General features: G+C 71.8%; 16 protein-coding genes and 2 pseudogenes. 9 read left to right on the top strand and 9 right to left on the bottom strand.

The annotated features are described in order from the left end of the window. Positions 1 to 229 precede the first annotated feature (229 nt). Entirely contained in the window at positions 230 to 2,587 is a 2,358-nt protein-coding gene (secD, locus tag B9S58_RS26085) for a protein translocase subunit SecD (protein ID WP_103534477.1), read from the top strand. Between the two features lie 5 nt (positions 2,588 to 2,592). Here secD and B9S58_RS26080 read toward each other — a convergent pair whose 3' ends face one another. Next, a complete protein-coding gene (locus B9S58_RS26080; protein ID WP_103534476.1) occupies positions 2,593 to 3,447 on the bottom strand; it encodes a helix-turn-helix domain-containing protein in 855 nt (284 codons plus the stop codon). Positions 3,448 to 3,563: 116 nt separating this feature from the next. Between B9S58_RS26080 and B9S58_RS26075 the strand changes: the two genes are divergently transcribed. Then, the gene (locus B9S58_RS26075; RefSeq protein ID WP_103534475.1) at positions 3,564 to 3,869 is read left to right on the top strand and encodes a 4a-hydroxytetrahydrobiopterin dehydratase; all 306 of its coding nucleotides are present in this window, start codon (positions 3,564 to 3,566) and stop codon (positions 3,867 to 3,869) included. 5 nt (positions 3,870 to 3,874) lie between these two features. Here the strand turns inward: B9S58_RS26075 and B9S58_RS26070 are convergent, their stop codons facing one another. Continuing rightward, entirely contained in the window at positions 3,875 to 4,837 is a 963-nt protein-coding gene (locus B9S58_RS26070; protein WP_103534474.1) for a LysR family transcriptional regulator, read from the bottom strand. 117 nt (positions 4,838 to 4,954) lie between these two features. Beyond that, positions 4,955 to 5,156, bottom strand: a pseudogene (locus B9S58_RS39430) (NmrA family transcriptional regulator); the annotation flags it as partial. A 130-nt stretch (positions 5,157 to 5,286) separates the two neighbouring features. Between B9S58_RS39430 and B9S58_RS26060 the strand changes: the two are divergent. Both B9S58_RS26060 and B9S58_RS39425 read left to right on the top strand, forming a co-directional pair. Then, a complete protein-coding gene (locus tag B9S58_RS26060; RefSeq protein WP_103534473.1) occupies positions 5,287 to 6,285 on the top strand; it encodes a trans-aconitate 2-methyltransferase in 999 nt (332 codons plus the stop codon). 329 nt (positions 6,286 to 6,614) lie between these two features. Next, a pseudogene (locus B9S58_RS39425) lies at positions 6,615 to 6,858 on the top strand (IS5/IS1182 family transposase); the annotation flags it as partial. 4 nt (positions 6,859 to 6,862) lie between these two features. Here B9S58_RS39425 and B9S58_RS26050 read toward each other — a convergent pair. Beyond that, a complete protein-coding gene (locus tag B9S58_RS26050) occupies positions 6,863 to 7,840 on the bottom strand; it encodes a helix-turn-helix transcriptional regulator (RefSeq protein WP_103534471.1) in 978 nt (325 codons plus the stop codon). Between the two features lie 89 nt (positions 7,841 to 7,929). Between B9S58_RS26050 and B9S58_RS26045 the strand changes: the two genes are divergently transcribed. After that, a complete protein-coding gene (locus tag B9S58_RS26045; protein WP_103534470.1) occupies positions 7,930 to 9,246 on the top strand; it encodes an MFS transporter in 1,317 nt (438 codons plus the stop codon). A gap of 324 nt (positions 9,247 to 9,570) precedes the next feature. Here the strand turns inward: B9S58_RS26045 and B9S58_RS26040 are convergent, their stop codons facing one another. From B9S58_RS26040 to B9S58_RS26025, 4 genes are all read right to left on the bottom strand, one after another. Next, the gene (locus B9S58_RS26040) at positions 9,571 to 10,035 is read right to left on the bottom strand and encodes an RICIN domain-containing protein (RefSeq protein WP_103534469.1); all 465 of its coding nucleotides are present in this window, start codon (positions 10,033 to 10,035) and stop codon (positions 9,571 to 9,573) included. Positions 10,036 to 10,136: 101 nt separating this feature from the next. Further along, entirely contained in the window at positions 10,137 to 10,973 is an 837-nt protein-coding gene (locus tag B9S58_RS26035; protein ID WP_103534468.1) for an aldo/keto reductase, read from the bottom strand. A gap of 134 nt (positions 10,974 to 11,107) precedes the next feature. Further along, positions 11,108 to 12,907 carry a long-chain fatty acid--CoA ligase gene (locus B9S58_RS26030; protein ID WP_103534467.1) on the bottom strand — a complete coding sequence of 600 codons (1,800 nt, stop codon included), beginning with the start codon at positions 12,905 to 12,907 and terminating at the stop codon, positions 11,108 to 11,110. A gap of 555 nt (positions 12,908 to 13,462) precedes the next feature. Further along, a complete protein-coding gene (locus B9S58_RS26025) occupies positions 13,463 to 14,356 on the bottom strand; it encodes a LysR family transcriptional regulator (RefSeq protein ID WP_103534466.1) in 894 nt (297 codons plus the stop codon). 118 nt (positions 14,357 to 14,474) lie between these two features. Between B9S58_RS26025 and B9S58_RS26020 the strand changes: the two genes are divergently transcribed. Together B9S58_RS26020 and B9S58_RS26015 are read left to right on the top strand one after the other, a co-directional pair. Beyond that, complete coding sequence (locus B9S58_RS26020) at positions 14,475 to 15,518, top strand: bile acid:sodium symporter family protein (RefSeq protein ID WP_103534465.1); 1,044 nt, start codon at positions 14,475 to 14,477, stop codon at positions 15,516 to 15,518. 82 nt (positions 15,519 to 15,600) lie between these two features. Beyond that, positions 15,601 to 15,816 carry a DNA-binding protein gene (locus tag B9S58_RS26015; RefSeq protein WP_103534464.1) on the top strand — a complete coding sequence of 72 codons (216 nt, stop codon included), beginning with the start codon at positions 15,601 to 15,603 and terminating at the stop codon, positions 15,814 to 15,816. 83 nt (positions 15,817 to 15,899) lie between these two features. Here B9S58_RS26015 and fdhD read toward each other — a convergent pair whose 3' ends face one another. Next, a complete protein-coding gene (gene fdhD / locus B9S58_RS26010) occupies positions 15,900 to 16,748 on the bottom strand; it encodes a formate dehydrogenase accessory sulfurtransferase FdhD (RefSeq protein ID WP_103534463.1) in 849 nt (282 codons plus the stop codon). Between the two features lie 243 nt (positions 16,749 to 16,991). Here fdhD and B9S58_RS26005 point away from each other — a divergent pair, with 243 nt between their 5' ends. Together B9S58_RS26005 and B9S58_RS26000 are read left to right on the top strand one after the other, a co-directional pair. Further along, on the top strand, positions 16,992 to 17,951 hold the full coding sequence (locus B9S58_RS26005; RefSeq protein WP_103534462.1) for a beta-ketoacyl-ACP synthase III: 960 nt from the start codon (positions 16,992 to 16,994) through the stop codon (positions 17,949 to 17,951). 182 nt (positions 17,952 to 18,133) lie between these two features. Next, positions 18,134 to 19,019, top strand: an 886-nt coding sequence (locus B9S58_RS26000; protein WP_258045038.1) for an ROK family transcriptional regulator, incomplete at its 3' end; no start/stop codon positions are given.

Genomic DNA, 19,019 nt, shown 5'->3' with positions numbered 1-19,019 from the left:
ATGCGCTGACGCCCGCTCCGCCGTGGCCGGCCGAGCCGCGCGGCGGCGTACGGCGGACCGCCGCGGAATCCTTCGACGCACCCGGCAGCCGCAGGGGCGCGCTCCCCGGCGTTCGGGGGCCTCCGGGCAGGACCACCGGTTCCACGACCGGTCATCCGTCCTGTTCTGCCGAACCGGCGTCGCGTCCTCACTGAGGTGAGGGCGCCCGGCGCCCCACCGGAGGATTTCCATGACTCGCGCCACCGCGGTGCGAGCGGTTCTGGCTGTCGCCGTTCTGCTCGTCTCCGTCTACATCACCTTGACCACGTCGCCCAGACTCGGACTCGACCTCCAGGGCGGCACCCGTATCGTGCTCCAGGCCCGGGACACCGCCACCGTCCAGGCGGACCGGGAGACCACCGACCGCACCCTGGAGGTGCTGCGGCAGCGCATCGACTCGCTGGGCGTCTCCGAACCGACCCTGACCCGTTCCGGCGAGGACCGGATCATCGTCGAACTGCCCGACGTCCAGGACCCGCGCCAGGCCGCCGAGGTGATCGGCCGGACGGCCCAGCTCACCTTCCACGCGGTCGAAGGCCCGGCGGCCGAGGATCCGGGCGAGGAGACCGAGGGCCCCGGCCCCGCCCCCGACTCCGGTCCCGCCCCCGACGCCGATCCCGACCGGCTGACCCTTCCCGACGAGCAGGGCCGCGTCCTCGCCCTCGGCCCCACCCGGCTCTCCGGCGCGGGCGTCGAGAACGCCGCCGCCGCGTTCGACGCTCAGGGAGGCGCGGGCTGGAGCGTGTCGCTCGAATTCCGGAAGGACGCCGGAAAGGACTGGACCCGGCTGACCGGCGAGGCCGCCTGCCATCCCGCCGGGGACGACCGTCGCCGGGTCGCCATCGTCCTCGACGAGAAGGTCATCTCCTCGCCGCAGGTCGCCCCGTCGGTCGGCTGCCGGGCCGGACTGCCGTCCGGGGCCACCCAGATCACCGGCTCGTTCAGCGCGGACGAGGCACGTGACCTGGCGCTGCTCATCAAGGGCGGGGCCCTGCCCGTACCCGTCGAGATCGTCGAGCAGCGGACCGTCGGTCCGACGCTCGGCGCGGCGGCCATCGACGCGAGCGCCCGGGCGGCCCTCATCGGAGCTGCCGCCACCGCGCTCTTCATCACCCTCGTCTACCGCCTCTTCGGCGCGCTGGCCGCCGTGGCGCTGGCCGCGTACGGAGTGATCGCCTACGCCGCGCTCGTCGCCCTCGGCGTCACGCTGACGCTCCCCGGGCTCGCCGGATTCGTCCTCGCGATCGGGATGGCGGTCGACGCGAACGTCCTGGTCTTCGAACGTGCCAGGGAGGAGTGCGCCGAACGGCCGGAACGCTCTCTGCGCTCCGCGCTGACCACCGGATTCAAGAAGGCGTGGAGCGCGGTCGCCGACTCCAACGCGACCACGCTGATCGCGGCCGGACTGCTCTTCTTCCTGGGCTCGGGCCCGGTCAAGGGCTTCGGGGTCACCCTCGCCATCGGGGTCGCCGCCTCGATGTTCTCCGCGCTGGTCATCGCCCGCGCGCTCACCGAGGCCGCCGCGAACTCCCGCTTCGTCAGCGACTACCGGAGCGTCAACGGCATCGCGCGCCCCGGCGCCGTACGGACCTGGCTGGTCCGCAAGGACCCGCGGCTCTTCCGGAAACCGGTCCGCTGGCTCATCGTCTCGGCGGCCCTGGTCGCCGTCGCGGTGGCCGGGATCGTGGTGCGCGGGGTCGACCTGGGCGTCGAGTTCACCGGGGGCCGGCTGATGGAGTACTCCACCAGCCGCCCGGTCGACGTCGAGACGGCCCGGGACACGCTCGCCGCCGCGGGGTTCGGCGACGCCGAGGTCACGACGGCGGGCGACGGCGACCTGTCGGTACGCACCGGGAAGCTCGACAACGACGGCGAACACGCCCTGCGGACCGCCCTCGCCGAGGAGGGTGGCGAGACGACGAAGGTACGGGACGAGCTGATCGGCCCGAGCCTTGGCGATGAACTGCGGCGCAACGCGCTGATCGCCCTGGGGGTCGCGGTGGCCGTGCAGCTGGCCTATCTGGCGATCCGGTTCCGCTGGACGTTCGCCGTGGCCTCCGTCGGGGCCATGGCGCACGACGTGATCCTCGTGGTGGGGGCCTTCGCCTGGCTGGGTCGGCCGGTGGACGGCATCTTCCTGGCCGCCCTGCTCACCGTCATCGGCTACTCGGTCAACGACTCGGTGGTGGTCTTCGACCGGGTACGGGAGCTGTGGGGGGCGAACCGGCGGACCCCGCTGGACACCATCGCCCGCCGGGCGGTCCTCCAGACCGTTCCGCGTACGGTGAACACCGGGGTGGGCGCCCTGTTCATCCTGGCCGCCCTCGCGGTGCTGGGCGGCGATTCACTCGCCGACTTCGCGCTCGCCCTGCTCATCGGCATCTGCGTCGGCACCTGGTCCTCGGTGTTCACCGCCGTACCCGGGGCGCTGGCTCTGGAGCGGATCGCGCAGGCCCCGCCGCCCGTGCCGGGCAAGGGGAAGGGCACGGGCGGCGGGCGTGCCGGTGGGTCCAGGCGCGATCCGCTCGACAACGGAGCCCGCGTCTGAGGTGATCAGGACGGGACGTGGGCGTGCAGGTAGGCGGCGGTCTCCCGGTCGGCGGGGAGGAACGTCTCGATGGCCAGCTCGGCCACTGTCACGTCCATCGGCGTGTTGAACGTCGCGATCGACGACACGAACGACAGGACCCGGCCCCCGTGTTCGAGCAGCATCGGCAGCGCGAACGCGGCGGGCCGCTCCCGCTCCGTGCCGCCCGTCCCGAGGGCGCGGTCCGTGCCGCCCACCCGGTCTGTGCGGTCCGAGCGGTCCGCCCGTGCGGGGACCGGGTAGCCGGCCACCTCGTCGTACAGCTCGCGCAGCTCGGGCGAGCGTACGAGGGCGATCTGACGGTCCATCTGTGCCAGCAGGTCCGCCCGCCACTCCGGGAGGTTCACCATGCGAGGGGCGAGCCCCTCCGGGTGGAGGGTGAGCCGCATGGCGTTCACCGGCGGGGTCAGCAGCTTCTCCGGCACCCCTTCCAACAGCAGTGCGATGCCCCGGTTGGACGCCACCACCCCGTAGGTGCCGTCCACCACGAGCGCCGGATACGGCTCGTACGCCGTGAGCAGCCGGTCGAGACTCTCGCGCAGGGAGGCCATCGCGGGGTCGTCGAGGGGTGTCTGCGCGTAGCGGGGCGCGTAACCGGCGACCACGAGCAGCGCGTTGCGTTCACGGACCGGGACGTCCAGCTGCTCGGCCAGCCGCAGGATCATGTCCTCGCTGGGCCGGGAGCGGCCTGTCTCGATGAACGAGATGTGGCGGGCCGAGGAGTCCGCACGCAGGGCCAGCTCCAACTGGCTGATGCGTCGCTGCTCCCGCCAGCCGCGCAGCAGTGGCCCTACTTCCGTGTCGGGCAGGACAGTCGTCATGCCAAGACCGTAACGTCACCGGCGGGCCGGGGCCGGTACGGGCCGCCCCGGCCTGCCGGTGACGCACGCGCCGATCCACCAAGACCCACACCACCAAGACCCACGGGAGCCGTTCCATGAACGCCGAACCGCTGTCGCCGACCGAGATCGACCGCCGGCTGGCGAGCCTGCCCGGCTGGGCGCTGGAGGGGGACCGGATCACCCGGAGCTACCGGCTGCCCTCCCACTTCGCCGCCGCCGCTCTGACGGTCCACATCGCGCGGATCCAGGACGAGCTGAATCATCACTCCGACCTGAGGCTCGGCTACAACACGGTGGCCCTCTCCGTCCACACGCACGACGCTGGAGGTGCGGTCACCGAGAAGGACCTCGCGCTCGCCGCCCGGGTGGCGGCCGCCGCCCCGGCCCACGGAGCCGAATAGTCCGGTCAGGCCACCGTGCCGAACCTCGGGTGCGCGCCGAGCCACTGCGCGTAGCTCGGGCTGCGCGACACCGCCTCCGCGTACGCCGCGCGGGTCGCCCCGGCCACCGTCCCCGCCGCGGCGTCCGCGGCGGGCGAGTGCGGGTGCCAGCCCACCAGATGGCGCCAGCTGAGCGGCGCACCGGCCAGTGGCCTGGTCACCAGGCCGGGCACCGGCGGGAACGTCGCCCGGCACAGGCCTATCGCCCGCCCCACCTGCACCAGATGGACGACGGATGAGGTGTCCGTCTCGTACACCGACACCGGGGTGAAGCCCGATCGTGCGCAGGCCGCGGTGAAGCAGTCGGCGAAGCAGCCCTCGCCCGGCACGTCCGCCCAGCACTCGTCCGCGAGCGCGGCCAGGTCCAGTTCCGCTTCGCCGGCCAGGGCATGGCTTTCCGGCAGCATCACGAAGACCGGGTCCACGCCGACGACCTCCCAGACCAGCCGGTCCGCCAGCGGCGGCGGACTCTCGCCGCACGTACCGATCAGCGCGAAGTCCAGCCGCCCGTCGATCACCAGCGAGGCGATCTCGGCCACCGACCACGAGGTGTACGTCGACACCGGCACCGACGGGTGCGCGGCGGCCATCCGGTCCACCAGACCGCCGAGCAGCGGACCGTGCGTGCCGCCCAGCCGGAACCGGTCGAGCGACCCCGCGGCATTGGCGAACCGCACGGCCTCCGCCTGGAGTTCGCTGACCGCGGGCAGCACCACGCGGGCCCGCTCCAGCACCAGTTCGCCGAGCGGGGTGGTACGTGCTCCGGTGTGGTCGCGGTCGAAGAGCGCGCCGCCCAGGGCCTTCTCGATCCGCCGCAGCTGAGCGCTGAGAGCGGGCTGGGCAAGCCCCAGTGTGGCGGCGGCCTTGGTGAGACTGCCCGTGTCGGCTATGGCACGGACCGTTCGCAGATGGCGCAACTCGAGCTCCATAAGGGCAAGTTATGGGCCAGGGAGCACCCCGGCAATATGTGCGCTCCGCCTACCGTTCGGTCGGTGTATACGGGGGTGTACTCCGCCGGGCCGGGCGGCGGGGAACGGCGATCCGGTTCAGCCGTGCCGGACGCAGTCCCCGGCAGCCTCGCGGGCGAACGCGGTGAAGTCCTTCGGCTCCAGCCCCAGGGCCGCTTCACCTCGTCCGTCGTCGCCGTGTTGTGGCCGTCCAGCAGCGTCGCGAACAGCTCGGCCAGGAATCCCGCCTCCGGACGGGCACTCCGAACTCCTCCAGGGGTGACGCGTACGCGGGTCGCGTTCAAGCGGGTCAGGGAAGTCAGGGGAGTCAGCCCGAACGAGTACCGCGGCGGCCTGCCCGGAGGCCATGTCGATTTGCCGGATCGGCAATGAAGATTGCCACGCAATCGTCGTTCGGGGAGGCTGACCCCATGAGCAGCCACGCCGGTCACGGCCACCACGACGCGCACGCATCCGCCACCCCCGTACAGGCCCGTGTTCATGCCCATGCCCATGCTCACGCGCACGGATCAGGGGGCGACCCGGCGACGGACATCGACTGGAATGTCCTGGGCCCCCTGCTGGAGCAGGAGGCCGAACTCAACAGCGCGCAGTACGAGGATGCGGCCCGCTGGATCGCCGCTCTGCCCACCGCGCCGAAGGTTCGCCGGGTCCTGGACATCGGCTGCGGTCCCGGCGTCGTCTCCTGCCTGCTGGCCGAGGTCTTCCCGGAGGCAGAGGTGGTGGCTGTGGACGCCACGCCCGCTCTCCTGGAACGCGCGAAGAACCGCGCTCGCCGCCTCGGTGTGATCGACCGATTCCAGACCCTGGAGGCCGAACTCCCCGAAGAATTCGACCGGCTGGGCGAGGCCGATCTGATCTGGGCGGGCAACTCCCTGCACCACCTGGGCGACCAGCGCGCCGCTCTGGCCGGTTTCGCCGGGCTCCTGCGCCCCGGCGGCACGGTCGCGCTCGTCGAGGGCGGACTGCCCACCCGGCGGCTGCCCCGCGACATCGGCATCGGACAGCCCGGCCTGGAGGCCCGCATGGGCGCGGCCGCCGCCACCCGCTTCGAGTACATGCGGTCCGAACTCCCGGGCGCGAAGCGGGAGACCGAGGACTGGAGCGCGCTCTTCACCGCGGTCGGCCTCGTCCCGCAGGGCACCCGCAGCTTCCTCCTCGACCTGCCCGCCCCGCTCGCCCGGCCCGCCCGCGACCATGTCGTCGCGAGTATCACCCGCGAGCGCGAGGTGATCGGCGACCTGCTGACGCCCGAGGACAGCGCCGTACTGGAACGCCTGCTGGACCCCGAGGACCCCGAGGGCCTTCACCACCGCCCCGACGTCCACCTGCTCACCGCCCGTACGGTGCACCTGGGCCGGCGTGACCAGGGGATGCCCGGCGGATCCGTCGCTCCCCGACAAGAGTGAGGAAGAAGTCCCGGACGTCCTCGGCGAACAGCTCCACCAACATGCGGGCTCACCCGTACGCGGCCGGTGCCCGGCCCGGACCACCGCCGCCAGCGGCAAAGAGGGCCGGAACGGCAGAACACCAGGGCGAAACATCGTGGCTGAGCCTGCTCACCCTGCTGGTGGAGGCGGTCAGGTGTGCCCGCGTCCACTACGACGAGAGCTGTCTGCCCGATGTGCGGTTGGCTCCATCCCGATGTGTCAGTGGCCGCCATCCGCGCTGCGCCGAGAAGCGGCTCCAGCACGGCGTCACCGGCTGACGAGGTGGGCCAGGGTTCCCTGATCCACACGCCGTACCGCCCATCCGCGGCAAGCGCGGACGATCCCGTCGGCGCCCCGACGGCCGCTACGCCGACCGCGGCAGCGGCCTGGGCAAGAATCGCTGGGGCGTCGAAGCGGCCTTCGCGCTTCTGCGCTGGTTCCGCCGACTGCGTATCCGCTGGGAATCCACGCCGATCTCCACCAGGCCTTCCTCGCCCTTGGCCGCGCGCGATCATCTGCTGGCGGCGCCTCAAGAAAGCAGTGCTGGTCTGAATCCTCAGCCCGTACCGGCGACCAGTGCCTCGCCGAGCGGGGTGCGCCGGTAGAGCACCGACCGTCCGGACCGGGCGCGGACGAGCAGCCCCGCGCCTCGCAGGACGGCGAGGTGGTCTCCTACCGCGCCGGGTGCCATGGCGAGGCTTCGGGCGAGGTGGCTGGTGCTGGCCGGGGTGTCCAGCGCCACCAGCAGCCGGGCTCGGGCCCGGCCGACCAGAGCGGTCAGCGCGTCCGGCTGGGGGACGGTCTCCGGTTCGCCCCACAGGGCGGCGGTGCCGCGGGCACGATAGACCAGGGTCCTGGGCCAGGGGTCTTCCAGGTGGGCGGCGATATGCCCGACGAAGACCGAAGGGATCAGGAGGAGCCCGTCGCCGGCGAGGCGGACTGTCCCGCCTCGGAAGAAGCCGATCTCGATACCGCCGGCGCGCCAGGCGACGCCCTGGTGCAGGCTCTCGATGGTCGTGACCCAGCCGTGCTCGCCGATCACCCCAACCCGGTGCACGACATCGCGCTCACAGATCGCGCGCAGTTGCGGCCAGTCCGCGGCGAGCAGTTCGTGCCAGGCCCGGTCCATCGCCTCGGCGATCCTGGAGACGGCGTCCGGAGAGTCCAGCACCGCGCGTACGCGGGGATCACGGGCGGACGGGCCGGTCGTGGTGGCGGCGAATTCGTGGCGGGCCGCTTCCAGCGGTGTGGCCCGGATCATGGTCAGGTCGTCCGCCCAGGTCTGGTTGAGGCCGCGCGGGGGCGGAGCGACGAAGTTCGGTCCGCCGTGCGGGGTGTGCAGGGCGAGGACGGCGTCCAGTTCGGTCTCACGGCGAAGCCGTTCAAAGACCGGCAGGAGCCGGGCGGCCCAGGCTCGCGGCAGCGGCCTGTCCTGGCCGACGAGCAAGCGCAGCAGCAAGCAGAGGTCCAGCGCGGGCGACAACGCGAAGCGGCTGCGCAGCAGATCCTCGACGGAGACTTCGAAGCGCAGCACCCGGCCATGCTACCGAGGGACGTCTGTTCATATTCGTCCAGCGACGAACCATTGGTGAGTGACGTGGGCACACGGCAAGGCTGGGCGTCATGACCCCAACCGTCGAGCCCGCGCAGGGCAACCACCGTGCCACCTACCGGGAGGTGCTGGCCGAGCCGCGATTCCGGCTGCTCTTCTCCACACGCGCCGTCGCGATCACCGCGGACGCGCTGCGGATCACCACGTTCTCGGTTCTGGTCTTCTCGTCCACCGGCTCCGCGCTGCTGAGCGCAGTGGCCTTCGGCATCGGCTTCATCCCGCAGCTGTTCGGTTCGCTGTTGCTGGGCTCACTGGCCGACCGGCTGCCGTCCCGCGCGCTCATCACCGGCGGCTACGCCTTGACGTGCGCCACCGCCCTGCTGCTCGCCCTGGTGCGGATGCCGGTCGCGGCAAGCCTCGGTGTCGTGGCGCTGGTCTCTCTCGCCACACCTGTGTTCCACGGCGCGTCGAGTCGGCTGGTCGCTCAGTCGCTGGAGGGTGACGCCTATGTACTGGGCCGTTCGCTGAACAACATCGCCGGCGCCGGGGCGCAACTGTTCGGTCTGGCACTGGGAGGTGCGGCCGTCGCGGCACTCGGCCCACGCCGGGCGCTCGCGGTCAGCGCCGTCCTCTACCTGGGCTGCGCGCTCGCTGTCCGCATCCGGCTTCCCCTGCTGCGGCCGGGGACGTCCGGCGGCACACCCGGCAGCGCCGGGGGCGATGGCGGGGCCGTCCGGGCAAGCCTGCAGGGTGCGGGCCTGCTGCTGCGCGGACGCACGGTGCGACGACTGATGCTGGCCCAGTGGCTACCCGTCGCGCTCGTAGCGGGCGCCGAAGGCCTCATCGTCGCCTACGCGGGAGAACACCGATTCGCGCCCGGCCGGTACGCCGTGCTGATGGGCTGTCTGCCGGTCGGCATGCTTGTCGGTGACCTGCTGGTGGGTCGACTGCTACGGCCACGCGCCCGGGAGCGCCTGGTAGTCCCGTTGGTCGCACTGGCGGGGCTGCCCCTGATCGGCTTCGCCGCCGAGCCCGGAGTGGGCGTCTCGTCCTGTCTGCTGCTGCTCAGCGGCCTCGGATACGCCTACGGTCTCGGCCTGCAACGCCCGTTCCTGGACGCCCTGCCGCAGGACGGCCATGGCCAGGCCTTCGGCCTGCTCGGCTCCGGCAGCATGACACTGCAGGGCGTCGGACCGGTTTGCCTGGGCGCGGTGGCCGCAGGCATGGGAACAGGCGGCGCAATCGCCCTGGCAGGCGGCGCGGTGGCGCTTACCGCCGGCTGGATCCTCACCTGGCACCCGCCCACTTCCCCGGTCCCCGTCCCGAACCACTCGACGGGATCGGAGAACGGCACCGAGTACCGGGCGTGCAGCTCTCCTGCGCGGTAACCGTCGCGGGTCGGGTCGCCGCGAGCCGTCACGTACCCCACCCTCACCCGCGCGTCTCTCCTCCTTCGGCGACGCCGAATACCTCGTCGCGGCCGCGGTCGAGGTCGCGGCACCCGACGAGGACGGCCATGCGGGGCAGACCTGCGAACTCTCCGGCCCCAGGGCCCTGACTATCGCCGAGGCCGTCACCGAGATCTCCGCGGCGACCGGTCGCCGAGGCGGAGGAGTATGCCGTGGCTGTGAGACCGGTCCGGCGCGGCACGGACGGCCATGTTCCGACGGCGTATGGCGCGCACTGGGCCGCCCGCCGGGCGGCTTCGCCGACTACGTCGGCTCCAACTGCCACCACTGGAAGGGGGAGTCGGTGTCCTCCCACTGCTGAATCGTGCCCCCGTCCTCGGTGGAACGGTCTGCGACCTCCATGACGAGCCCGCTGATGAAACTCACCAGCGTCACCGTCCCGGGCGCCTCCGCGTGCTGCTCGATCAGCCACTCCTGGGCGCCGAAGTTGTTGGCCTTCCACTGCTGGATCCGGGTGCCGTTCTCCGTGCCGGCGCCTGCCACGTCCAGCCGCTTCCCGCTGTGCTCGTTGACCAGGTGGAAGAGGGCCGCGCCCTCGTGCACCGGGGAGAGCCGCCACACCTGCGCGGCCGTCCCGTCGTCCTCGCCCTGCTGGACCCGGGCCCCGCTGCCCTTGGCCGCGCCGTACAACTCCAGCAACAGCCGGCTGCCGACGTTGCGCAGGCGGTACGGGCCCGCCTCGACGACGGGCGCGAGTTCGCCACTCATGTTCCTGTCTCCCCGGTCGATGTGTGTGCTGCCGCTGGGACACGGCCGACGACGGCGCCCCCACCATGATCACGGTGGGGGCGCCGTCGTCGGCCAAAGGCTCAGGCGCCGACGTTGAACTCCGCCGGGTCGGGGCCGAGCCGCTTGCCCTCGTCCAGGGCCGCGAAGGCAGCGAGGTCGTCGGCGTCCAGCTCGAAGCCGAACACGTCGAGGTTCTCCTTGATCCGCGACGGGGTCACGGACTTCGGGATCACGATGTTGCCGGTCTGCAGATGCCAGCGCAGCACCGCCTGGGCGGGCGTACGGCCGTGCTTCTGGGCGATGGCGACGACCGTCGGCACCTCCAGCAGGCCCCTGCCCTGTCCCAGCGGCGACCAAGCCTCGGTGGCGATGCCGCGATCGGCGTGGAAGGCGCGGGACTCGGCCTGCTGGAGCTGCGGGTGCAGCTCGATCTGGTTGACGGCCGGAACCACGGAGGTCTCGCCGAGCAGCCGCTTCAGGTGCTCGGGGTGGAAGTTCGACACGCCGATCGCCTTCGCGCGGCCGTCGGCGAGGATCTTCTCGAACGCCTTGTACGTGTCGGTGTACGCGTCCTTCGCCGGGACCGGCCAGTGGATCAGATACAGATCGACGTAGTCCAGGCCGAGCTTGTCCAGCGAGTCGTCGAAGGCACGCAGGGCGCGGTCGTGGCCCTGCTCGCTGTTCCACAGCTTCGTGGTGACGAAGAGCTCGTCGCGGGCGACGCCGGAAGCGGCGATGGCCTTGCCGGTGCCCGTCTCGTTCTCGTAGATCGCGGCGGTGTCGATGCTCCGGTACCCGGTCTCGATCGCCGTGGCGACCGCCTTCTCCGCCTCGCCGTCCGGCACCTGCCAGACACCGAAACCGAGCTGCGGCATGTTGAGGCCGTTGTTGAGGGTGATGGAGGGGACCTGGCTCACGAGCGATCGATCCTAACGTCGTCGGTTGATAACTCTCCACGACAACGACCGGGCGGGCCCAGGCATTCCCGCCCTGCTCCGGCAGCCTCTGTCGCGCCGTTCCGCCGCCGGATCAGTGGTAGGGGGCGTCGGCATCAGTGGTAGAGCGCGTCGACCTCGACCGCGTACGCCGTCTCGATCGCCCTGCGCTTCAGCTTCAGCGACGGCGTCAGCAGCCCCAGCTCCTCGGTGAACGGATGGGCCAGGATCCGGAACGTACGGATCGACTCGGCCTGGGACACCGCCGTGTTGGCGGCCACCACCGCCCGGCGGACCTCCATCTCCAGGTCCGGGTCCCGCACCAGGTCGGCCGGGCCGAGCGGGGTGCGGCCCCGCATCGTCAGCCAGTGGTCCACGGACTCCTGGTCGACGGTGACGAGCGCCGCGATGTACGGGCGGTCGTTGCCGACGACGATGCACTGAGCCACCAGCGGATGCGCCCGTACGCGTTCCTCCAGACCGGCCGGGGAGACGCTCTTGCCGCCGGACGTCACCAGGATCTCCTTCTTCCGCCCGGTGATCGTCAGATAGCCGTCCTCGTCCAGCGCACCGAGGTCCCCCGTCGCCAGCCAGCCGTCCCGCAGCACCGCCCGGGTGGCCGCGGGACTGCCCAGATAGCCGGAGAACACGTTCGGCCCGTGCACCCACACCTCGCCGTCGTCCGCGATGTGCACCGCCGTTCCCGGAATCGGCTGCCCGACCGTCCCGTACCGGGTGCGCTCGGGAGGGTTCGCCGTCGCCGCGGCGGTCGACTCGGTCAGTCCGTACCCCTCGAAGACGCTCACCCCGGCACCCGCGAAGAACAGCCCGAGCCGGCGGTCCATGCCCGAACCGCCCGACATCGCGTGCCGTACCCGGCCGCCCATCGCGTCGCGGACCTTCTTGTAGACGACCTTGTCGAAGAACTGGTGCTGCATCCGGAGCCCGGCCGAAGGCCCCGGCCCGTCCCCGAACGCCTTCTGCTCCAGCGCCTCGGCGTACTTCACCGCGATGTCGACGGCTTTGTCGAACGGCCCGGCCCGGCCATCCGCATCGGCCTTGCGCCGGGCCCCGTTGAACACTTTCTCGAAGATGTACGGCACCGCCAGGATGAACGTCGGCCGGAACGCCACCAGGTCCGGCATCAGCGCGTTCGCGGACAGTTCCGGCTGATGGCCGAGCTTGACCCGGCCACGGACCGCGGCGATCTCGACCATCCGCCCGAAGACATGGGCCAGCGGCAGGAAGAGGAGGGTGGCCGCCTCGTCGCCGGGCTTGGAACGGAACACCGGCTCCCAGCGCGTCACCATCGTGTCGCTCTCGAACATGAAGCTCGCGTGGGTGATCACACACCCCTTGGGGCGGCCCGTCGTCCCCGAGGTGTAGATGACGGTCGCCACGGATTCGGGCGTGACCGCGCGCCGGTGCCGGTGCACCACCTCGTCGTCGATGTTCGCGCCCGCCCCGAGCAGCTCGTCCATCGCTCCGGCGTCCAGCTGCCACAGCCGCTTCAGATGCGGCAGCCGGTCGATCACCGAGCCGACGGTCATCGCGTGGTCCTCGTGCTCGACCATCACCGCCACCACCTCGGCGTCGTGCAGCATCCACAGGACCTGCTCGGCCGAGGAGGTCGGGTAGATCGGCACCGACTGGGCCCCGACGGTCCAGAGCGCGAAGTCGAAGAGCGTCCATTCGTAGCGCGTACGGGACATCAACGCGACCCGGTCGCCGAATCGCACCCCGTGCGCGATCATTCCTCTGGCCAGGGCCAGCACCGCGTCGCGGAAGTCCGCAGAGGTCACATCACGCCACTGGCCCCCGGCGTCCTTACGGCCGAGCGCGACGCGGTGCGGATCGTCCTCCGCGTGGTCGAAGACCACATCGGCCAGGCCGCCGACCTGAGGCGCCGCCGCCATGGGTGGGACAGTGAAATCGCGCAATGACATGCTCCTAATGGCGCTCCGCACAGCACCGCGACGCTACCCCAGGCGAGCGGCCGGCGGGAGGGGCCCGGAGGCTCCGCACAGCATGCCGTCCGCACAGGTCTACCGTTGAAATCCGGCCAGATGGGCAAGGCTCGGGCACGTGGCCGGTCCAGTTCTGACCGAGGAGTAAGCGGCTCGCACCGGAATCTCCACCGAATCCACCCGCCGCGACCACTGCCGGTCCCGAGAACACGGCCGGGCCCGACCCTCCCCTTCCACCGGTCGGCGGACGAGTCCCACACGCGCTTGTCCAACAGCCGGTGGACATGCCCAACCCTGGCTTGCCGGCATGGGACAACTACCTGGAGGCCGGCCCGGTGAAACGCCCGGCACTCCGGAGATCGGCCGCCGGCCGGTCATCACGGAGGCGACGGTGAAGACGCGTCTGCTGAGGGCCTCCGCCAGGCTCGACGTCCGCTGCCGGACCGCACCCGGCGGCCGGCCGGCCATCACCCGCGTGAACAACCCTGCGGGCCGATACACCCCCTATGAGGCCGCCCCGCCGCCGGTCCCACGGTGCAGCCGGTCGCCGCCCGCCAGGATCGCGCAGGCCAACGCGTCGGCCGCCTCCTGGGCCGCGCCCCGGCGGTTCCCGTGCAGCAGTACGAAGTCGACGCCGCCGAGCTCCGGCAGCCCCGTCCTGGCCGGAACCGGCACCAGCCCCGGCGGGATCATCCCCCGGGAATGCGCCATCACCCCCAGGCCCGCCCGCGCCGCCGCGACCAGACCGCTCAGGCTCGTACTCGTACAGGTGATCCGCCAGGCGCGCCCGTGCTCCTCCAGCACCTCCAGGGCGCGGGCCCGGGTGATGGCCGGCGGCGGAAAGACGACCAGCGGCACGGGGCGTTCCGGATCGAGGCGCAGCTGCGGTGCGCCGATCCAGTCCAGCGCGTCCCGCCACATGAGCTCGCCGTGGGTGTCACCGGTGCGCCGCTTGGCCAGCACCAGATCCAGCCGGCCCGCATCGAGCTGCCGGTGCAGCGTCCCGGACAGTTCCACGGTGAGCTGGAGTTCGACCTCCGGATGGTCGCGGCGGAAGGACTCCAGGATCTCGGGGAGCCGGGTCAGCACGAAGTCCTCGGAGGCCCCGAACCGCAGTCGGCCGCGCAGCCGCGTACCCGCGAAGAACGCCGCGGCCCGCTCGTGCGCCGACAGGATCGACCCAGCGAAGCCGAGCATCGCCTCGCCGTCCTCGGTGAGGTCGACGCGATGGGTGTCCCGGGCGAACAGCTGCCGCCCGGTCGCCTCCTCCAGCCGCCGCACGTGCTGGCTGGCCGTGGACTGGCGGATCCCGAGCCTGCGCGCGGCCTGGGTGAAACTCAGCGTCTGGGCCACGGCGAGGAAGGTACGCAGCTGGGCGGGGTCGTACGTGGCGTCCATGAGGTCACGTTATCGGTACCCGTGATGACAGTCAGAGCGGTATACCTGATTCCCGATGGCGCGGTACGGGAGCAGGATGGATGCCGAAACGGATCACCTACCGCCGGAGCCCCCGCACATGACCCGCCGCATCCCGCGACCGCCGTCCTGGCTGCCGGTCGACGCCTACATCCTGGCGCTGGCCGCGACCGTGTTCCTCGCGGCGCTGCTGCCCGCCGGGGGGACCGCCGCCGATGTGGCGGGCGGGGCCTCCACCGGCGCGGTCGCCCTGCTGTTCTTCCTGTACGGGGCACGGCTCTCCGCGGCCGAGGCGCTCGACGGGCTCAAGCACTGGCGCCTCCACCTCGCCGTTCTGGCCTGCAGCTTCGTCGTCTTCCCGCTGCTGGGGCTGGCGAGCAACGGACTGGTGCCGTACGTGCTGACGCCCGAGCTCCAGGCGGGCTTCCTCTTCCTGTGCCTGGTCCCCTCGACGATCCAGTCGTCCATCGCCTTCACCTCGATCGCCCGGGGCAATGTGCCCGCCGCGATCTGCGCCGGATCGTTCTCCAGCCTCGCCGGGATCCTCCTGACCCCGCTGCTCGCCGCCCTGCTCCTCGGCTCGACCGGGGGAGGGTTCTCGGCGGACTCCCTGCTGCGGATCGTGCTCCAGCTGCTCGTCCCGTTCCTCGCCGGACAGCTGCTGCGCCGCTGGGTCGGCGGCTTTCTCACCCGGCGCAAGAAGGTGCTCGGGCTGGTCGACCGGGGGGCGATCCTGCTCGTCGTCTACACCGCCTTCAGCGAGGGGATGGTCGCCGGCGTCTGGCAGCAGGTCACCCCGGCCCGGCTCGGCGCACTGCTCGCCGCGGAGGCGGTCCTGCTGGCGCTGATGCTCACCCTGAGCTGGTACGGGGCGCGGCGGCTCGGGTTCGGCAGGGCGGACCGGATCGCCATCCAGTTCGCCGGGTCGAAGAAGAGCCTGGCGGCCGGGTTGCCGATGGCGAGCGTGATCTTCGGGGCTCACGCGAGTCTGGCCGTACTGCCGCTGATGCTCTTCCACCAGATGCAGCTGATGGTCTGCGCGGTGATCGCCAAACGCCGCTCCCGCGACCCCGAAACGCCGCAGGACCCGGCCGAATCCGCTTCCGGAGCGTTGTCGGACCCACCGGTTACGGTGAGCCGGTAGCCGGTAGCCGGTAGCCGGTAGCCGGTAGCCGGTAGCCGGTAGCCGGTAGCCGGTAGCCGGTAGCGGACAGCGAGGAAGCGCCATGAGTGACGAGCCCGGTACGACCGCCGACGAACTTCCGCACGGGGCGGGCAACCCGGCCCGCCGCGCCCTGCGGGCGGCGGGCTACACCCGCCTCGCCCAGCTCACCTCCGTGACCGCTGCCGAGGTGCTCGCGCTCCACGGTGTCGGCCCGAAGGCGATCAGGGTGCTCCGCGAGGCGCTGGCCGCCGAGGGCCTGGCCTTCGCGGGGGAGTGAGCGCCGGCCTCGTATGCCCCGGTCACGGGCCTGGTCGCCGGGGCGGTGCCCGGAGAGCACACCGTTCCCGTCCGCGCCGCGCCTCAGCCCTGCCGGTCCGCCGCCTCCAGTGCGATCCGGTGCTCACCGGCGTACACGTTCATCGACGGGCCGCGCAGGAAGCCGACCAGCGTCAGCCCGCTCTCCGCCGCCAGGTCCACCGCCAGCGAGGACGGCGCCGAGACCGCCGCGAGCACCGGGATCCCCGCCATCACGGCCTTCTGCGCCAGCTCGAACGAGGCCCGGCCCGACACCAGCAGAACGGCCCGCGACAGGGGCAGCCGGTGGTCCGTCAGCGCCCGGCCCACCAGCTTGTCGACCGCGTTGTGCCGGCCGACGTCCTCGCGGATGTCCAGCAGCTCGCCCTCCTCGGAGAACAGCGCGGCGGCGTGCAGGCCGCCCGTCCGGTCGAACACCTGCTGCGCGGCCCGCAACCGGTCCGGGAGGGCCGACAGCAGCTCCGGGGTGATCCGTACCGGGGGAGTGTCGGCCACGGGGTGCCGGGTCGTGGTGCGCACCGCGTCCAGGCTGGCCTTGCCGCACAGGCCGCACGAGGAGGTGGTGTAGACGTTCCGCTCCAGCGTGATGTCGGGGACCTCGACGCCGGGCGCGAGCTTCACGTCCACCACGTTGTAGCTGTTCACACCGTCCGCCGTCGCCCCGGCGCAGTAGACGATCGACTGCACCTCACCCCCTTCGGCGATCACCCCTTCGCTGACCAGGAAGCCCGCGGCGAGCGCGAAATCGTCGCCCGGCGTACGCATGGTGATGGCCAGCGGCCGACCGTTCAGACGGATCTCCAGTGGTTCCTCCGCCACCAGGGTGTCCGCGCGGGAGGAGACGGCACCGTCCCGGATGCGGAGGGTGCGGCGGCGTTCGGTGACCCGTCCCATGGATGTGAACCCGATTCTGTCCGTTGTGCGGCGGCCTCTGCCCGTGTACGGAAGCCGAAAGCTGACCCCGTCATTGTCCGGCACTCGCACCGGCGTGTCGCAGCCGCCGACGCAGCATGCTGACCGGGCTGTTGTCAAGGCTCCAACGTGTGGGCCGGTTTCCTGTGGGATCACGTGCCCCCGTACCCGGCAGTAGCGACCAAGACTGGATGTTTCCTGCCCTACCTGACGATGGGAACCCGTATGACCGGCTCACGTGTCGTGGCGCTCGGCCACTACCAGCCCGCCAAGGTGCTCACCAACGACGACCTGGCGGCCATGGTCGACACGAGCGACGAGTGGATCACCAGCCGGGTCGGTATCAAGACCCGCCATGTGGGTGGCCCCGACGAGCCGGTGGACGAGATGGCCGCGCACGCGGGAGCCAAGGCGCTGGCCACGGCCGGGCTGGTGCCCGCGGACATCGATCTGGTCCTCGTCGCCACCTCCACCGCGATCGACCGGTCCCCGAGCATGGCGGCGCGGGTCGCGGCACGGCTCGGCATGGGTTCGCCGGCGGTGATGGACATCAACGTGGTGTGCTCCGGCTTCACGCACGCGCTGGCCACCGCCGACCACGCGATCCGTGCCGGTGCGGCCACCCGGGCACTGGTCATCGGCGCCGACAAGATGGCCGACATCGCGGACTGGACCGACCGCAGCACCTGCGTCCTGCTCGGCGACGGTGCGGGCGCCGCGGTCGTCACCGCCGACCCGGCCGCCCCCGACACCCCGGACGGGCCCGGCATCGGACCGGTGCTGTGGGGTTCCGTGCCGGAGATGGGCAACGCGGTCCGCATCGAGGGCACGCCGCCGCGTTTCGCGCAGGAGGGGCAGTCCGTCTACCGCTGGGCCACCACCCAGCTCCCCCCGATCGCCCGCCGGGTCTGCGAGAAGGCGGGTATCGCCCCGGAGGATCTGGCCGCCGTCGTCCTGCACCAGGCGAATCTGCGGATCATCGAGCCCGTCGCCCGCAAGATCGGCGCGGTCAACGCCGTCATCGCGCGGGACGTCGTCGACTCCGGCAACACGTCGGCCGCTTCCATCCCGATGGCCCTGTCCAAGCTGGTCGAGCGTGGCGAGGTCGCCTCCGGTTCGCCCGTCCTGCTCTTCGGATTCGGCGGAAACCTCTCCTACGCGGGCCAGGTCATCCGCTGCCCCTGACCGCAGCCTCTCCCCGCCGTCCCTGACCGCTTCCCCGGTCTTCCCCCGCATCTTTGTCCTGGGTGTGGAGAAAGGTGGGGCCGATTCCTGCGCAACTTCTTCCCACCCCGGGAAAGCGCTGCTACGTTCCCTCGAAAGCCCGACGGACTGGCCGATGTGGCGGGGAGGGACGCGTGAGACGTATGACGGCACGACCCGCGAACGCGCATCAGGCGCGGCTGCTCCGACTGCTGCGCGACGGTGGCCCCAACTCCCGTGCGCAACTGGGTGATCAGGTCGAGCTCTCACGCTCGAAGCTCGCCGTCGAGGTGGATCGGCTGCTGGAGACCGGTCTGGTGGTGGCCGACGGACTCGCCGCATCGCGCGGCGGGCGCCGCTCGCACAACATCCGGCTCGCTCCCGAACTGCGCTTCCTCGGGGTCGACATCGGTGCCACCTCGATTGATGTGGCCGTCACCAACGCGGAGCTGGAGGTGCTGGGACACCTCAACCACCCGATGGACGTGCGCGAGGGACCCGTTGCCGTCTTCGAGCAGGCCCTGTCGATGGCCGCCAAGCTGCGGGCCTCCGGGCTCGCCGACGGCTTCGACGGTGCGGGCATCGGGGTCCCCGGCCCCGTCCGCTTCCCCGAGGGTGTGCCGGTCGCGCCGCCGATCATGCCCGGCTGGGACGGTTTCCCGGTCCGCGAGGCGCTCAGCCAGGAGCTGGGCTGCCCCGTCATGGTCGACAACGACGTGAACCTCATGGCGATGGGGGAGCAGCACGCGGGCGTGGCCCGCTCCGTGGGCGACTTCCTCTGCGTCAAGATCGGTACGGGCATCGGCTGCGGCATCGTCGTCGGCGGCGAGGTCTACCGCGGCACGACCGGCAGCGCCGGGGACATCGGCCACATCCAGGTGGAACCGGACGGCCGCGCCTGCGCCTGCGGCAACCGGGGCTGCCTGGAGGCCCACTTCAGCGGCGCCGCCCTCGCCCGGGACGCGGAGGACGCGGCCCGGGAGGGCCGCTCGCCCGAGCTCGCCGCCCGGCTGGAGGCGGCGGGACGCCTCACCGCCGCCGATGTGGCGG

The sequence above is a fragment of the Streptomyces sp. SM11 genome, from assembly GCF_002910905.1.
GTDB lineage: Bacteria > Actinomycetota > Actinomycetes > Streptomycetales > Streptomycetaceae > Streptomyces.
The sequence above is the reverse complement of the archived record's forward strand: the minus strand, read 5'-3'. Positions and strand labels throughout refer to the sequence as shown.

Excerpts from the sequence above, each read along its gene's own strand:
- B9S58_RS26015 (WP_103534464.1), top strand. The coding sequence starts at position 15,601 with ATGAGTGACGAGCCCGGTACGACCGCCGACGAACTTCCGCACGGGGCG.
- B9S58_RS26070 (WP_103534474.1), bottom strand. The coding sequence starts at position 4,837 with ATGGAGCTCGAGTTGCGCCATCTGCGAACGGTCCGTGCCATAGCCGAC.
- B9S58_RS26045 (WP_103534470.1), top strand. The coding sequence starts at position 7,930 with ATGACCCCAACCGTCGAGCCCGCGCAGGGCAACCACCGTGCCACCTAC.
- B9S58_RS26020 (WP_103534465.1), top strand. The coding sequence starts at position 14,475 with ATGACCCGCCGCATCCCGCGACCGCCGTCCTGGCTGCCGGTCGACGCC.
- B9S58_RS26025 (WP_103534466.1), bottom strand. The coding sequence starts at position 14,356 with ATGGACGCCACGTACGACCCCGCCCAGCTGCGTACCTTCCTCGCCGTG.
- B9S58_RS26040 (WP_103534469.1), bottom strand. The coding sequence starts at position 10,035 with ATGAGTGGCGAACTCGCGCCCGTCGTCGAGGCGGGCCCGTACCGCCTG.
- secD (WP_103534477.1), top strand. The coding sequence starts at position 230 with ATGACTCGCGCCACCGCGGTGCGAGCGGTTCTGGCTGTCGCCGTTCTG.
- B9S58_RS26080 (WP_103534476.1), bottom strand. The coding sequence starts at position 3,447 with ATGACGACTGTCCTGCCCGACACGGAAGTAGGGCCACTGCTGCGCGGC.
- B9S58_RS26005 (WP_103534462.1), top strand. The coding sequence starts at position 16,992 with ATGACCGGCTCACGTGTCGTGGCGCTCGGCCACTACCAGCCCGCCAAG.
- B9S58_RS26075 (WP_103534475.1), top strand. The coding sequence starts at position 3,564 with ATGAACGCCGAACCGCTGTCGCCGACCGAGATCGACCGCCGGCTGGCG.
- fdhD (WP_103534463.1), bottom strand. The coding sequence starts at position 16,748 with ATGGGACGGGTCACCGAACGCCGCCGCACCCTCCGCATCCGGGACGGT.
- B9S58_RS26060 (WP_103534473.1), top strand. The coding sequence starts at position 5,287 with ATGAGCAGCCACGCCGGTCACGGCCACCACGACGCGCACGCATCCGCC.
- B9S58_RS26030 (WP_103534467.1), bottom strand. The coding sequence starts at position 12,907 with ATGGCGGCGGCGCCTCAGGTCGGCGGCCTGGCCGATGTGGTCTTCGAC.